Raw genomic sequence first — 14,943 nt, forward strand, 5'->3', positions numbered from 1 at the left:
CTTCATCAGAGATGACAACGGAGGAACCGAGATGTCACAAGATCCTTTCCAGGAACGCGAAGCTGAAAAATACGCGAATCCCATCCCTAGTCGGGAATTTATCCTCGAACATTTAACCAAACGTGAAAAACCGGCCAGCCGTGATGAGCTGGCGGTAGAACTACACATTGAAGGCGAAGAGCAGCTTGAAGGCCTGCGTCGCCGCCTGCGTGCGATGGAGCGCGACGGTCAACTGGTCTTCACTCGCCGTCAGTGCTATGCGCTGCCGGAACGCCTCGACCTGGTGAAAGGTACCGTTATTGGCCACCGTGATGGCTACGGCTTTCTGCGGGTTGAAGGGCGTAAAGATGATTTGTATCTCTCCAGCGAGCAGATGAAAACCTGCATTCATGGCGATCAGGTCCTGGCGCAGCCGCTGGGCGCTGACCGTAAAGGCCGCCGTGAAGCGCGTATTGTCCGCGTGCTGGTGCCAAAAACCAGCCAGATTGTTGGCCGCTACTTTACCGAAGCGGGCGTCGGCTTTGTGGTTCCTGACGACAGCCGTCTGAGCTTCGATATCTTAATCCCGCCCGATCAGATCATGGGCGCGCGGATGGGCTTTGTGGTGGTGGTTGAACTGACTCAACGCCCGACTCGCCGTACCAAAGCGGTGGGTAAAATCGTCGAAGTGCTGGGCGATAATATGGGCACCGGCATGGCGGTTGATATTGCTCTGCGTACCCATGAAATTCCGTACATCTGGCCGCAGGCTGTTGAGCAACAGGTTGCCGGGCTGAAAGAAGAAGTGCCGGAAGAGGCGAAAGCTGGCCGTGTCGATCTGCGCGATTTACCGCTGGTCACCATTGATGGCGAAGACGCCCGTGACTTTGACGATGCAGTTTACTGCGAGAAAAAACGCGGCGGTGGCTGGCGTTTGTGGGTCGCAATTGCCGATGTCAGCTACTATGTGCGTCCGCCAACACCGCTGGACAGAGAAGCGCGTAACCGTGGTACGTCGGTCTACTTCCCTTCGCAGGTTATCCCGATGCTGCCGGAAGTGCTCTCTAACGGCCTGTGTTCGCTCAACCCGCAGGTAGACCGCCTGTGTATGGTTTGCGAGATGACGATTTCGTCGAAAGGCCGCCTGACGGGCTACAAATTCTACGAAGCGGTGATGAGCTCTCACGCGCGTCTGACCTACACCAAAGTCTGGCATATTCTGCAGGGCGATCAGGAGCTGCGCGAGCAGTACGCCCCGCTGGTTAAGCATCTCGAAGAGTTACATAACCTCTATAAAGTGCTGGATAAAGCCCGTGAAGAACGCGGCGGGATCTCATTTGAGAGCGAAGAAGCGAAGTTTATTTTCAACGCTGAACGCCGTATTGAGCGTATCGAACAGACCCAGCGTAACGACGCACACAAGTTAATTGAAGAGTGCATGATTCTGGCGAATATCTCGGCGGCGCGTTTCGTTGAGAAGGCCAAAGAACCGGCACTGTTCCGTATTCACGACAAGCCGAGCACCGAAGCGATAACCTCTTTCCGTTCAGTGCTGGCGGAACTGGGGCTGGAATTGCCTGGCGGTAACAAGCCGGAACCACGTGACTACGCGGAACTGCTGGAATCGGTTGCTGACCGTCCTGACGCAGAAATGTTGCAAACCATGCTGTTGCGCTCGATGAAACAAGCGATTTACGATCCGGAAAACCGTGGTCACTTCGGTCTGGCATTGCAGTCCTATGCGCACTTTACTTCGCCGATTCGTCGTTATCCTGACCTGACGCTACACCGCGCCATTAAGTATCTGCTGGCGAAAGAGCAGGGGCATCAGGGCAACACCACTGAAACCGGCGGCTACCATTATTCGATGGAAGAAATGCTGCAACTGGGTCAGCACTGTTCGATGGCGGAACGTCGTGCCGACGAAGCAACGCGCGATGTGGCTGACTGGCTGAAGTGTGACTTCATGCTCGACCAGGTAGGTAACGTCTTTAAAGGCGTGATTTCCAGTGTCACTGGCTTTGGCTTCTTTGTTCGCCTGGATGACTTGTTCATCGATGGTCTGGTCCACGTCTCTTCGCTGGACAATGACTACTATCGCTTTGACCAGGTGGGACAACGCCTGATGGGTGAATCCAGCGGCCAGACTTATCGCCTGGGCGATCGCGTGGAAGTTCGCGTCGAAGCGGTTAATATGGACGAGCGCAAAATCGACTTTAGCCTGATCTCCAGCGAACGCGCACCGCGCAACGTCGGTAAAACCGCGCGCGAGAAAGCGAAAAAAGGCGATGCAGGCAAAAAAGGCGGCAAGCGTCGCCAGGTCGGTAAAAAGGTAAACTTTGAGCCAGACAGCGCCTTCCGCGGCGAGAAAAAAACGAAGCCGAAAGCGGCGAAGAAAGACGCGAGAAAAGCGAAAAAGCCATCGGCGAAAACGCAGAAAATAGCCGCAGCGACCAAAGCGAAGCGTGCGGCGAAGAAAAAAGTGGCAGAGTGATCATTACCCTCTTCAAACAGAAGAGGGTGAATTATCTGTAGGCCGGGCAAGCGTGGCGCTCCCGGCAAAACGTAAACAACGAGTATATTAATGAGCGAAATGATTTACGGCATCCACGCAGTGCAGGCCCTGCTGGAGCGCGCCCCTGAACGTTTTCAGGAAGTCTTTATTTTAAAAGGCCGTGAAGATAAACGTCTGTTGCCGCTGATTCACGCCCTTGAGTCCCAGGGCGTGGTTATCCAGCTGGCAAACCGCCAATATCTCGACGAGAAAAGCGACGGTGCCGTGCATCAGGGCATTATCGCCCGTGTGAAGCCTGGACGTCAGTATCAGGAAAACGATCTGCCGGATCTGATCGCTTCGCTCGATCAGCCGTTCCTGCTGATCCTTGACGGTGTAACCGATCCGCACAACCTCGGCGCGTGCCTGCGTAGCGCGGACGCCGCAGGTGTTCATGCGGTGATTGTGCCGAAAGATCGCTCCGCACAGCTCAACGCCACGGCGAAAAAAGTGGCCTGCGGTGCAGCAGAAAGCGTTCCGCTGATTCGGGTGACTAACCTGGCGCGCACCATGCGTATGTTGCAGGAAGAGAATATTTGGATCGTCGGTACGGCAGGAGAGGCGGATCATACGCTCTATCAGAGCAAAATGACCGGACGGCTGGCACTGGTGATGGGCGCAGAAGGTGAAGGCATGCGTCGCCTGACCCGTGAACATTGCGATGAGTTGATCAGCATCCCAATGGCAGGAAGTGTTTCTTCGCTGAACGTTTCTGTGGCGACAGGCATTTGCTTATTTGAAGCGGTACGCCAGCGTAGCTAATTTCTCGGAATTGTGAAAAGCCATCCAAAATTGGATGGTTTTTTTTTATCTATAGCTGATAAGATAATTATTGAAATAAAACATTCATTATATTAATCATTAACCTCAATTTATATGGAATAATATATGGCATGGAACCCATTAGCGCTGGCTGATGCGCTACAAACCTGGCCTGATATTGATATTAAAAATAGTGAAAACGCATTAATCATGAAAATGAATGATTATGGCGATTTACAGATCAATATCATATTTACTTCGCGACAAATTATTATAGAAACATTTATTTGCCCTGTAAGTTGTATTAAAAATCGTGAAGAATTTAATCTGTTTCTGTTAAGGAATCAGAAATTAATGCCGCTTTCTTCGGTAGGAATCTCCAGTATTCAGCACGAAGAATATTATGTGGTATTTGGTGCTTTATCACTCAATTCCTCACTCAGCGACATTATGCTTGAGATTACTACGCTGGTCGATAACGCGATGGATCTCGCTGAAATCACAGAAGAATACTCACATTAATTACAAGGACCAGTATTTATGGGGATTTTAAAAAGTTTATTTACGTTGGGTAAATCTGTGATCTCGCAAGCGGAAGAATCCATTGAAGAAGCACAGGGCGTTAGAATGCTCGAACAGCATATACGTGATGCCAAAGCAGAATTGGATAAGGCCGGTAAATCACGCGTCGATCTACTGGCAAGAGTGAAATTGAGCAACGATAAACTGAAAGATTTACGTGAACGTAAAGCCAGCCTGGAAAAGCGTGCTCTTGAAGCCTTAAGCAAAAACATCAACCCGTCTTTGATTAATGAAGTTGCAGAAGAGATCGCCCGTCTGGAAAACCTCATCAATGCTGAAGAACAAGTGTTGGCAAATCTTGAAATCTCACGTGATGGTGTGGAAAAAGCAGTATCTGCTACAGCTCTGCGGATCTCTCAGTTTGAGCAGCAGCTGGAAGTGGTGAAAGCGACAGAAGCAATGCAGCGAGCGCAGCAGGCTGTTACCTCCTCAACGCTGGGTGCATCTTCCAATGTTTCTACGGCGGCAGAGTCATTAAAACGTCTGCAAGTACGTCAGGCTGAACGTCAGGCCCGACTGGATGCTGCGGCAGAGCTGGAAAAAGTTGCAGATGGGCGCGATCTGGACGAAAAACTGGCAGAAGCGGGGATTGGTGGTGCCAATAAAAGCAGTGCCCAGGATGTACTGACAAGATTGCAACGCCAACAGGGTGAGTAATTTATTTGCCAGCCTTTATACCAGGCTGGCAGTTATATATTCGTCATGCTTCAAGTTGCTTATGCTGTGTTTGCGGGTTATTCGCCCTTTCAAGGCTAACACCAGTGTTTTGTTCTGTAATTTTAATTAGTTAGAGTATATTTCATTAGGCTTTGAGGATTAAATATGTCTGGTTTTTTCCAGCGTCTGTTTGGCAAGGATGATAAGCCGGTCATCGTTCGAGGTCCGCTAGGTCTGCATTTGAATAGTGGTTTTACGCTCGATACTCTGGCGTTTCGTCTGCTGCAGGATCTGTTACTGGTGGATCTACCGGGTGAAGAATTCACAGTTGCTGCTATTAGCCGTATCGATCTTGGCGGCGGTAGTCAGATTTTCCGATATTACACTTCTGGTGATGAATTCCTGCAAATTAATACTACTGGCGGAATGGACTTTGATGATATTGAAGATATCAAACTCTTTGTTTATGAAGAGAGTTATGGCATCAGCAAAGAGAGTCATTGGCGTGAAACGATTAGTGCCAAAGCGATGGGGACGAAGACATTGCACTGGCAGGAAAAACAGTGGCAGCGCTTTTTTAACAGTGAAGAACCTGGAATTATTGAGCCTATCTACATGCTGGAAAAAGTAGAAAATCAAAACAATGCTAAATGGGAAGTACATAATTTCACAATGGGTTACCAACGGCAGGTAACAGAAGATACCTTTGAATATTTGTTATTAAATGGTGAGGAGTCATTTAGCGATCACGGGGAGCCAGAATGGATATTTTCTCGCGCCCTGGGCGTTGATATTCCTCTGACGTCTCTTAATATTATTGGCTAATTTCAGGGAAGTTTACGATGCATATACTGGAATCATTACTGGCTTTTTGTTCATACTTTTTTATTGGCATAGCTATGGTGATCTGCTTTCTCTTTATCTATTCCAAAATCACACCACATAATGAGTGGCAATTAATTAAAAATAATAATACGGCAGCAGCACTAGCTTTTGGAGGAACATTGCTGGGCTATGTTATTCCATTATCCAGTGCGGCAATTAATGCAGTAAGTGTCCCGGATTATTTTGCCTGGGGTGGAATTGCATTGGTTGTTCAACTATTGATATATGGCGGTGTCAGGTTATATATGCCGGCACTAAGTGAAAAAATCATTAATCATAATACGGCAGCGGGAATGTTTATGGGCACCGCTGCGTTAGCTGGCGGTATTTTTAATGCTGCCTGCATGACATGGTAATGGATGATCATGGCTAAAAAACGCAAATCTACAAAAGGCAATAATACACTCAAACATGCCACCGCCAGCCGTATCAATCGGCCAGCAGGTGCCACGTCTGCCAAACGAACACGTTATACAGAAAAATATCTGACACTGGCGTTAATGGGTACAGCTGCATTTTTTGTACTTAAAGGTTGTAACGACAGTGGTGACGTTGATAACAATAACGACGGCGACGGTACTTATTATTCCAGTGTGCAGGATTGTATTTATGCAGGTAACGATTCTACCGTTTGTGCTGACGGATGGAACAACGCTAAAACCCTATTTTATGCCGATGTGCCGAAGAATTTGTCGCAACATGGCTGCCTGATGCAGTATCAAAATTGCTATTTCGATAGTGGCAATCAGGCCTGGCTACCGGTTGTGTCCGGGTTTCTGCTTAGCCGGACAATTCGTAAAGATCGCGATGAACAGTACGTTTATAACAGCAGTGGATCGTCATACTCATCCCGCCCGGTCTGGCTTTCTACCTATGGGAAATACACCTGGCGCTCAGGGGCAGGAAATAAAAGTACAGCCAGCACCAGTAGTTTTTCAACGAAAAAGGCGTCGACTGTCTCCCGTGGCGGTTATGGGCGTTCGTCCAGTGCGCGTGGGCATTGGGGAGGCTGATCATGTTAAGACATGATATTTCTGTACGTCGCGATCTGGATCGAATTGCCGCCGATCATGGCTTCGACTTTCATATTATCGACGATGAAATCTATTGGGATGAGAGCAGAGCATACCGTTTCACCCTCAGGCAAATTGAAGAACAGATTGAGAAACCGACCGCAGAGCTGCATCAGATGTGTCTTGACGTTGTGGATCGTGCTGTTAAAGATGAGCAGATTATGCAGCAGCTGGCGATCCCACCACTATATTGGGATGTGATCGCTGAAAGTTGGCGTGCCAGAGATCCTTCGCTGTATGGTCGGATGGATTTTGTCTGGTGCGGTAATGCGCCTGTAAAATTGCTCGAATACAACGCTGACACACCCACCTCATTGTATGAAGCATCTTACTTTCAGTGGTTGTGGCTGGAAGATGCTCGACGTAGTGGTGTAATTCCCCGTGATGCCGATCAGTACAACGCAATTCAGGAGCGTCTGATCTCACGCTTTGCTGAGCTTTATAGTCGCGAGCCTTTTTATTTCTGCTGTTGCCAGGATACCGACGAAGACCGTACCACTGTTCTGTACTTGCAGGATTGCGCACAACAGGCAGGCCAGGAATCCCGGTTTATTTATATCGAAGATCTTGGACTTGGTGTTGGTGGGGTACTGACAGATCTGGATGATAATGTGATTAAACGTGCATTCAAGCTTTATCCGCTGGAGTGGATGATGCGTGATGATAATGGCCCACTATTGCGTTCTCGTCGTGAACAGTGGGTGGAACCGCTATGGAAAAGTATCCTCAGTAACAAAGGGCTGCTACCGCTGCTATGGCGCTTTTTCCCCCATCATCCCAACTTGTTACCTGCCTGGTTTGAAGGTGAAAAATCACAAGTCAATGCAGGTGAAAACTATGTGCGAAAACCTATATTTTCTCGTGAGGGTGGTAATGTCACTATCTTTGACGGTAATAATGCCGTTATAGATCATGCTGAGGGTGATTACGCCGATGAGCCAATGATTTATCAGGCATTTCAGCCTCTGCCGCGTTTTGGTGATAGCTACACACTGATCGGCAGCTGGATTGTTGATGATGAAGCATGTGGCATGGGTATCCGCGAAGATAACACCTTGATCACAAAAGATACTTCACGTTTTGTTCCTCATTACATTTCTGGCTAGGAATGTGTTAGCGATTCCTCTCTGTCATGAATGAATGGCAGTGACCATACTTAAGGTTACTGCCATTGATGGAGGGAGACATAGTGCACTGGCAAACTCACACTATATTCAATCAACCTGCACCGTTGAATAACAGTAATTTGTATTTGTCTGATAGCGCGCTTTGCGAAGCCGTAAACCGTGAAGGTGCAGCCTGGGATAACGAGTTGCTTGCCAGTATTGGCCAGCAACTGGGGACCGCAGAATCTCTGGAGCTTGGGCGGCTGGCGAATATCTATCCGCCAGAGCTGCTGCGCTACGATGCTCAGGGGAGACGGTTAGATGATGTCCGTTTTCACCCTGCCTGGCATTTACTGATGCAGGGATTATGTGCAAATCGGGTACATAATCTTGCATGGGAAGAAGATGCCAGAGTCGGATCATTTGTGGTGCGGGCTGCCCGCTTCATTATTCACGCCCAGGTTGAAGCCGGGACGCTTTGCCCTATTACTATGACCTTTGCCGCCACACCTTTGTTGTTAGAGTTATTACCCGCGCCGTTTCAGGACTGGAAAACACCATTATTAAGTGATCGCTATGATTCTCATCTTTTGCCCGGAGGGCAGAAGCGAGGGCTGCTTATCGGCATGGGAATGACTGAAAAGCAGGGTGGGTCAGATGTATTGAGCAACACAACTCAGGCCGAACGTCTGGAGGATGGCTCGTATCGATTAGTGGGACATAAGTGGTTCTTTTCTGTGCCACAAAGTGATGCACATCTGGTGTTGGCACAGACGAAAGGTGGACTTTCTTGTTTCTTCTTGCCGCGTTTTTTACCTGATGGTCAACGCAATGCCATTCGTCTTGAGCGGCTGAAAGATAAGTTGGGCAATCGTTCTAACGCCAGCTGCGAAGTGGAATTTCAAGATGCGATTGGCTGGCTGGTGGGCAATGAGGGGGAAGGTGTTCGCTATATTCTTAAAATGGGCGGTATGACACGCTTCGATTGTGCATTAGGTAGCCATGCCATGATGCGCCGAGCTTTTTCACTGGCTATTTATCATGCTCATCAGCGACAAGTTTTCGGTAAACCTTTGATTGAACAACCACTCATGCGCAATGTCCTCTGCAGGATGGCATTGCAACTTGAAGGGCAAACTTCTCTGCTCTTCCGTTTGGCGCGGGCGTGGGATCGACGTACCGATGAAAAAGAAGTGCTTTGGGCGCGTTTATTTACTCCAGCGGCAAAATTTGCAGTGTGCAAAGCAGGAATACCTTTTGTGGCAGAAGCAATGGAAGTGTTGGGGGGAATTGGTTATTGCGAAGACAGTGAGTTGCCCCGACTTTATCGGGAAATGCCAGTAAACAGCATCTGGGAAGGGTCTGGTAACATCATGTGCCTGGATGTACTGCGCGTTTTAAGTAAGCAACCAGGCGTCTATGATCTACTAACGGATGCTTTTGCTCAGGTTAAAGGCCAGGACCGGCATTTTGATCGGGCAGTCAGACGTTTCCAGCAGCTGCTGCGCAAACCATCTGAAGAGCAAGGGCGGGAGATCACCCTACAACTTTTCATTTTAGGCTGTGGAGCACAAATGTTACGCCATGCTTCGCCGCCCATTGCTGAAAACTGGTGTCAGTTGATGTTAGGTCATCGTCGGGGTGTTCGGATAAGCGAACAAGTTCAGAATGATTTGTTGCTACGGGCGACGGGAGGCGTTTGCCTGTAGTTTATTGTTCAGCATCGCATCTGGCATTAAGTGCCTGATGCGATGCTGGCAAGGATGTGCAACTATTTGAAAACGTTGCCTTTGTTTGCCGGATAAGGTGCTTTCACCACATCCGGCATTCTTGACCTGGCAATTGTGATGTTCAGGCGTAAAGTATCGCCTGGACACGCCAGTTATCAGGCTGTTGCTCCTCGTACATCTGAATAATTCGGTACCAGGATGCACCTTGCTCATCGGCTTTCAACGCTACGACACGTTCCACATCTTGTGGGTCGCCTGAAATATTTCTGACAGAGATAAGCCCAATTTCATTAAGACCTGTAACGCAATCAGCACTGGCGAATTCGGCAGACTGTGCCGTGGTATCCATCAGGCCGGTTGCTAACCGTGGAGAGGATAAGGCAAGTGATTGTTTCATCGTCAGCTCCATTTTCGTTTCCCCTGAACAGGAGGGGTTATCCATTGTGGAATAAATTTCCGGCTTCCAGCAGGGAATCTATATTGCCCAGATAAACGAATAGAGACGCAAACTAATGTAAAGCTGATAATAATTTCATCTACAACTATACCCGTCATACTTCAAGTCGCATATGCTGCGCTTACGCTCGCTCATCCCAGTCACTTACTTATGTTAGCTCCTGCGGACTCACTCACTTATCGCTTTCCTGTCACTTGAATTATTTAGAGTATTTTGTCGATATAAAATAGCTTGTGAATACCACTGTCCTGTTACGATGGTTTCATCCACCATTATTACGACATAATAATCAGCTTTTGCTGCTGCAGCTTTCGCTCTGATTTCTGCCAGCGCATCATCCGGAGAACCATGTACCATGGCACTCACTGTACCCATCCGTTGTAAGCCTTGGGTCTGATCGCGGCGGATTTCCTGAGGATGGTCTGCGACAGGTGGTGCAGGTTGTGGCGTTCCCTGTAGCGCACTACATCCACTTAACAATAAAACCAGTATCAGAGCGGCAAACCGAAGCATAACTCTCTCTCGTTTCCTGATAGCCATAGTGTAGTACCTAATTAATTTCCCTTAAGAGGGAATGTTCGTGAAGTGTTAGCTGACACGCGATTTTCGAATGAAAATGTTGTGAAAACGTAATCTGCTTCTCAACATTATGCTCCACTCTGCCAGCAATTATTGTTGCGTTAGGTATTTCCTCATGGCATACCAAATTAAAAGGGGGAACACATGATAGAAATAGAAACGCAAAGACTGGCAGATATTCCTGTACTTCACGCTTATCCGGCAAAACAAAATGAAAAGCCGTTACCATGCATTGTTTTTTATCACGGCTTTACTTCCTCCAGCCTGGTTTATAGCTATTTTGCTGTTGCTCTGGCGCAGGCGGGTTTTCGCGTCATTATGCCTGATGCACCTGATCATGGCTTACGCTTTTCTGGCGACGCCGGACGACGGATGTATCATTTCTGGCAAATTCTGCACAAAAACATGGAAGAGTTTTCTGCGATACGCGAGGGGATTATTGCAAAAAACTGGCTGCTTGATGGGCGTCTTGCGGTGAGTGGCGCATCGATGGGCGCAATGACTGCTCTGGGGATTAAGGCCCGCCATACATCGATTCATTGTGCTGCCAGCCTGATGGGGTCAGGATATTTCACCCAACTCGCTCAAACTCTGTTTCCCCCACTCGTACCAGAAACACCTGCTCAGCAGAAAGAGTTCGAGGCGATTCTTGCTCCGTTGGGGCAGTGGGAAGTGACAAAAAAGCTATCACACCTTGCAGACAGCCCCCTGTTGCTATGGCATGGACGGGATGATGATGTCGTTCCGGCCATTGAATCTTATCGCCTGGAGCAGGCGTTAACACAAGCAGGGCTGGCGGATAATCTGACCTGTCAGTGGCAGGAAGGCGTAAGACACCGCATTACACCAGAAGCGCTGGCGGCAACGGTGAACTTTTTCCGCCAGTATCTTTAAACCCGTAAAACGCGGACCCCTTGCGCTTCCAGCTGTTGCAGGATTTCCGGGTTCGCGTTTTTACCTGTGATCAAGGTATCAATTTGGTCGGCACGACTAAACAACATGCCAGCTCGTTCACCCACTTTGCTACTGTCGACCAGTACTACCAGTTTGCCGACTACACTAAGCATCTTTTGCTCTGCCATGGCGGTTAGCATGTCTGTTTTATATAAGCCATCTGCTGTCAGTCCTTTACCGCTGGTAAACATCCAGTGTCCGGCGTACAAACTGTTCTCGCTACCCTGAGGACTTAAGGTAATGGACTGGCTTTTATTATACTGCCCTCCCATGATGATCACGCTTTCATGCTCTTGATCGATAAGATAATTCGCCAGCGGTAAATAATTGGTGATGATTTGAACCGGTTTGCCGCACATTTCACGGCCAAGCAGGAACGCCGTAGAACCGCAGTTAATTACGACACTTTCACCAGGATTCACTAGTTGTGAAGCCGCTTTAGCAATACGCACTTTTTCATCATGATTTTGCGCCTGATGCAAATTCATCGGTGTCCAGCGCGGCCTTTGCTGAGCAATACCCTCAGCACCGTTACGTACTTTTTTTAGCTTGCCACTTTCGTCAAGTTTATTGATATCCCGACGTGCAGTTGCAGGGGAGATTCCCAGGCGTTCGACAACATTCTCTACGGTGACAAAACCCAGCTGGGCCAGCATCTCCAGTAGAATTTGATGCCTTTGTGCTTCTGTCATGAGCTATTCCGATACAATATGATTTATTTAGATGATATTTGAAATAGCCTGAAAATACTACGCCGGATGGCGCGAAGAACGCGACTCCATCCGGCATAGCACGCTGATTACAAGAAAGATTTGAACGGCAGATCAGGTTCAATGGTAAAGCAGTCATCAAAACCGCGTGGATAATGATATTCAAAGTTATCTTTATCCAGAGGCCAGGTAAACTTACCGCCAACCTGCCAGATAAACGGTTTAAAGCCATACTTCAGACGATCTTTTTTCATCTCCCACAACACACGGATCTCTTGTGGATCAGCCTGGAAGTTAGACCAAATGTCGTGGTGGAACGGGATCACAACTTTCGTATTTAGCGCTTCTGCCATGCGCAGGATATCGGCGCTGGTCATTTTGTCAGTAATACCGCGCGGGTTTTCACCGTAGGAGCCCAGAGCTACATCGATCTGATGCTCATTACCATGCTTCGCATAATAGTTGGAGTAGTGGGAATCGCCACTGTGATACAGGGTGCCGCCAGGGGTTTTGAAAAGATAGTTAACCGCACGCTCGTCCATACCATCTGGCAGTACACCAGCTGCTTTTTGCTCGGCAGGAAGGGTGATCAGTGCTGTACGGTCGAAGGCATCAAGCGCATGAATTTCAATGTCTTTCACTTTCACCACGTCGCCTGGTTTAACTACGATGCAACGCTCTTTCGGCACACCCCAGCCAATCCATAAATCCACGCAGGTTTTCGGTCCGATAAATGGTACGTCATCAGCGCAGTTTTGCATCACGGCGGCGGCCACGTTGACGTCGATGTGATCGTTATGATCGTGAGTAGCCAGTACGGCGTCGATCTGGCGAATCGCAAACGGATCAAGAACAAACGGGGTAGTACGCAGGTTCGGCTGCAGTTTTTTCACACCAGCCATGCGCTGCATCTGATGCCCTGCTTTCATCAGTGGATTGCCGTGACTTTGTTTACCCGTTCCGCACCAGAAATCGACGCACACATTGGTGCCACCTTCAGATTTCAGCCAGATCCCGGTGCAGCCTAGCCACCACATCGCAAAGGTGCCCGGCGCAACTTGCTCTTGCTCAATCTCTTCATTCAGCCAGCTTCCCCATTCAGGAAAGGTGCTCAGGATCCATGATTCACGTGTGATGCTTTTCACTTTACTCATCGCCATTTACCTTCTCGAGTGTGCAAATTAAATCAATATGTGATTTGTTTTGATTGATACTGGCACTAATTTTTCAAGATGGCAATGGTGGAATTTTACGGAATGTGATGTAAGTGGAACGATTTGCATTCGTTAATAGAACGTTTTATGACGTGATTTATTTGATATATATATGAATAAAAAGGAATTTATAACTTTTTCACCTATCCCACAAATTTAGTGTGTATTTAATTTGCGTACTACGTCACGTTTAATCAAATTTAATCTTGTTGTGATTTAATTTGAAAACTAGAGTGTGGACACCATCCTGGGCATGGCCTTGCTCAGCAACTCTGATCACTGGAGAGCATCATGGAGATCCTCTACAACATCTTTACCGTGTTTTTTAACCAGGTCATGACCAATGCCCCGTTACTGCTGGGTATTGTGACCTGTCTGGGCTACATCCTGCTGCGCAAAAGTGTCAGCGTGATTATCAAAGGTACGATTAAAACCATTATTGGTTTCATGTTGTTGCAGGCCGGGTCCGGCATCCTGACCAGCACCTTCAAACCGGTGGTGGCGAAAATGTCGGAGGTTTATGGCATCAATGGTGCGATTTCCGATACTTACGCATCCATGATGGCTACCATCGAGCGTATGGGCGATGCCTATAGCTGGGTGGGCTACGCGGTGCTGTTGGCACTGGCGCTGAACATCTGTTACGTGCTGCTACGTCGCATTACCGGTATTCGCACCATCATGCTGACGGGTCACATCATGTTCCAGCAGGCGGGGTTGATTGCCGTTACGCTGTTTATCTTCGGTTACTCCATGTGGACGACCATTATCTGCACCGCGATTCTGGTTTCGCTCTACTGGGGTATTACCTCTAACATGATGTACAAGCCGACTCAGGAAGTGACGGACGGCTGTGGTTTCTCCATCGGTCACCAACAACAGTTTGCATCATGGGTTGCTTATAAAGTCGCGCCGTTCCTCGGCAAAAAAGAGGAAAGCGTTGAAGACCTCAAACTGCCAGGCTGGCTGAACATTTTCCACGACAACATCGTCTCCACGGCGATTGTCATGACCATCTTCTTTGGTGCCATTTTGCTCTCCTTCGGGATCGACACCGTGCAGGCGATGGCAGGTAAAGTAAACTGGATGGTGTACATCCTGCAAACCGGTTTCTCCTTTGCGGTGGCGATCTTCATCATCACTCAGGGCGTGCGCATGTTTGTGGCGGAACTCTCTGAAGCGTTTAACGGTATCTCCCAGCGCCTGATCCCCGGTGCGGTTCTGGCGATTGACTGTGCGGCCATCTATAGCTTCGCGCCGAACGCTGTGGTCTGGGGCTTTATGTGGGGCACCATCGGTCAACTGATTGCAGTTGGCATTCTGGTCGCCTGCGGCTCTTCCATTCTGATTATCCCTGGCTTTATCCCGATGTTCTTCTCTAACGCCACTATTGGCGTGTTTGCTAACCACTTCGGTGGCTGGCGCGCGGCGCTGAAGATTTGTCTGGTGATGGGGATGATTGAAATCTTTGGTTGCGTCTGGGCGGTGAAACTCACCGGTATGAGCGCCTGGATGGGCATGGCGGACTGGTCGATTCTGGCACCGCCGATGATGCAGGGCTTCTTCTCCATCGGTATCGCCTTTATGACTGTCATCATTGTCATTGCACTGGCTTATATGTTCTTCGCTGGCCGCGCGCTGCGCGCAGAAGAAGATGCAGAAAAACAACTGGCAGAACAGTCTGCTTAATAAGGAGTTTTG

15 protein-coding genes are annotated in these 14,943 nt (G+C 48.6%); 11 read left to right on the forward strand and 4 right to left on the reverse strand.

The genetic code is table 11. The features are described 5' to 3' along the window. The first annotated feature begins 31 nt into the window (after window positions 1-31). From rnr to EFER_RS21155, 9 genes are all read left to right on the forward strand, one after another. A complete protein-coding gene (gene rnr / locus EFER_RS21115; RefSeq protein ID WP_000076294.1) occupies window positions 32-2,473 on the forward strand; it encodes a ribonuclease R in 2,442 nt (813 codons plus the stop codon). 90 nt (window positions 2,474-2,563) lie between these two features. Next, a complete protein-coding gene (gene rlmB, locus EFER_RS21120) occupies window positions 2,564-3,295 on the forward strand; it encodes a 23S rRNA (guanosine(2251)-2'-O)-methyltransferase RlmB (protein WP_001293282.1) in 732 nt (243 codons plus the stop codon). A gap of 126 nt (window positions 3,296-3,421) precedes the next feature. Continuing rightward, a complete protein-coding gene (locus EFER_RS21125) occupies window positions 3,422-3,817 on the forward strand; it encodes a YjfI family protein (protein WP_000312474.1) in 396 nt (131 codons plus the stop codon). An 18-nt stretch (window positions 3,818-3,835) separates the two neighbouring features. After that, a complete protein-coding gene (locus EFER_RS21130) occupies window positions 3,836-4,534 on the forward strand; it encodes a PspA/IM30 family protein (RefSeq protein WP_000511990.1) in 699 nt (232 codons plus the stop codon). A gap of 165 nt (window positions 4,535-4,699) precedes the next feature. Beyond that, window positions 4,700-5,359 carry a YjfK family protein gene (locus EFER_RS21135; RefSeq protein ID WP_000012527.1) on the forward strand — a complete coding sequence of 220 codons (660 nt, stop codon included), beginning with the start codon at window positions 4,700-4,702 and terminating at the stop codon, window positions 5,357-5,359. Window positions 5,360-5,376: 17 nt separating this feature from the next. Next, window positions 5,377-5,775 carry a DUF350 domain-containing protein gene (locus EFER_RS21140; protein ID WP_000547766.1) on the forward strand — a complete coding sequence of 133 codons (399 nt, stop codon included), beginning with the start codon at window positions 5,377-5,379 and terminating at the stop codon, window positions 5,773-5,775. Window positions 5,776-5,784: 9 nt separating this feature from the next. After that, on the forward strand, window positions 5,785-6,432 hold the full coding sequence (locus EFER_RS21145) for a DUF1190 domain-containing protein (protein WP_001085610.1): 648 nt from the start codon (window positions 5,785-5,787) through the stop codon (window positions 6,430-6,432). 2 nt (window positions 6,433-6,434) lie between these two features. Beyond that, a complete protein-coding gene (locus EFER_RS21150; RefSeq protein WP_000943883.1) occupies window positions 6,435-7,598 on the forward strand; it encodes a glutathionylspermidine synthase family protein in 1,164 nt (387 codons plus the stop codon). A gap of 83 nt (window positions 7,599-7,681) precedes the next feature. Further along, window positions 7,682-9,307: an isovaleryl-CoA dehydrogenase gene (locus tag EFER_RS21155; RefSeq protein WP_000558718.1), complete on the forward strand. Its 1,626-nt coding sequence runs from the start codon at window positions 7,682-7,684 to the stop codon at window positions 9,305-9,307. A gap of 142 nt (window positions 9,308-9,449) precedes the next feature. On the opposite strand, the gene yjfN is transcribed toward EFER_RS21155, so the two are convergent. Both yjfN and bsmA read right to left on the reverse strand, forming a co-directional pair. Next, complete coding sequence (gene yjfN / locus EFER_RS21160; RefSeq protein ID WP_024256572.1) at window positions 9,450-9,725, reverse strand: DUF1471 family protease activator YjfN; 276 nt, start codon at window positions 9,723-9,725, stop codon at window positions 9,450-9,452. 228 nt (window positions 9,726-9,953) lie between these two features. Continuing rightward, window positions 9,954-10,325 (reverse strand): biofilm peroxide resistance protein BsmA, encoded by a 372-nt coding sequence (bsmA, locus tag EFER_RS21165; protein WP_001007725.1) that lies wholly within the window; start codon window positions 10,323-10,325, stop codon window positions 9,954-9,956. A 183-nt stretch (window positions 10,326-10,508) separates the two neighbouring features. Here bsmA and yjfP point away from each other — a divergent pair, with 183 nt between their 5' ends. Next, entirely contained in the window at window positions 10,509-11,258 is a 750-nt protein-coding gene (yjfP, locus tag EFER_RS21170) for an esterase (RefSeq protein WP_000569738.1), read from the forward strand. Here the strand turns inward: yjfP and ulaR are convergent. Together ulaR and ulaG are read right to left on the reverse strand one after the other, a co-directional pair. Then, complete coding sequence (ulaR, locus tag EFER_RS21175; protein WP_000133647.1) at window positions 11,255-12,010, reverse strand: HTH-type transcriptional regulator UlaR; 756 nt, start codon at window positions 12,008-12,010, stop codon at window positions 11,255-11,257. The genes yjfP and ulaR overlap by 4 nt on opposite strands. Before the next feature lie 107 nt (window positions 12,011-12,117). Beyond that, entirely contained in the window at window positions 12,118-13,182 is a 1,065-nt protein-coding gene (ulaG, locus tag EFER_RS21180; protein WP_002431733.1) for an L-ascorbate 6-phosphate lactonase, read from the reverse strand. Between the two features lie 351 nt (window positions 13,183-13,533). On the opposite strand from ulaG, the gene ulaA reads away from it, so the two are divergent. After that, a complete protein-coding gene (gene ulaA, locus EFER_RS21185; RefSeq protein ID WP_000404889.1) occupies window positions 13,534-14,931 on the forward strand; it encodes a PTS ascorbate transporter subunit IIC in 1,398 nt (465 codons plus the stop codon). Window positions 14,932-14,943: the final 12 nt, after the last annotated feature.

Origin of the sequence: Escherichia fergusonii ATCC 35469 (assembly GCF_000026225.1) — a bacterium.
GTDB classification, from domain to species: Bacteria; Pseudomonadota; Gammaproteobacteria; order Enterobacterales; family Enterobacteriaceae; genus Escherichia; species Escherichia fergusonii.